The sequence below is a fragment of the Limnospira sp. PMC 1279.21 genome, from assembly GCF_032349615.1.
Classification (GTDB): domain Bacteria; phylum Cyanobacteriota; class Cyanobacteriia; order Cyanobacteriales; family Microcoleaceae; genus Limnospira; species Limnospira fusiformis.
On the sequence record NZ_JARPLU010000496.1, the window covers coordinates 1 to 581 of the forward strand.

The window sequence follows — 581 nt, forward strand, 5'->3', positions numbered from 1 at the left end:
TTTGTTTTCAGGGCGGTTTCACCAGGCTCTACAACTTTTGTCCTGTACTTAGGCCTGCTGGATGAGTTGTTTGCTGGCTTTCATGAGTACGTCAAAAGTCATGAGGCTCGACTAGAGCAACGACTTCAAGCAAATAGGGACTATCAATCTCAAATGAAAGAGCAAATGGAGAAAATCCGAAAGGAAGTCCTCCAGCAGGTGTCAGAGTAAATCAAGCGCCCCTCGTTCCAGCGGGGGGTGCTATTTATTTTCTGGCTCCCCGAACCTATTACCCTCATGTTATAGCACAAGACAGAACACTTAGGACGTATAATGGCAAGGATATCTACAGAAGACCCAACATGCCAGCTCCCTACAGTTACGACCTTAGACAAAAAGTTATCAATGCAATTGAACTATACAGTATGTCCAAAACCAAAGCCAGTCAATTTTTCCATGTCAGCAGGAATACTATCCATCTCTGGCTGCAAAGAAAAGAACACACCGGCGACTTCCTCCCTAAACTTAATCGCCCACCTGGTCATAGCCACAAAATTACCGACTGGCATAAATTCAAGGCTTTTGCCCAAGAGCATGGCCAC

1 protein-coding gene and 1 pseudogene are annotated in these 581 nt (G+C 45.3%); both read left to right on the forward strand.

Annotated elements, in window-relative coordinates; all coding sequences use genetic code 11:
• A pseudogene (locus P5683_RS25620) lies at window positions 1-210 on the forward strand (hypothetical protein); the annotation flags it as partial.
• Window positions 211-341: 131 nt separating this feature from the next.
• The coding region (locus tag P5683_RS25625) for an IS630 transposase-related protein (RefSeq protein ID WP_315641275.1) at window positions 342-581 on the forward strand (240 nt) is incomplete at its 3' end.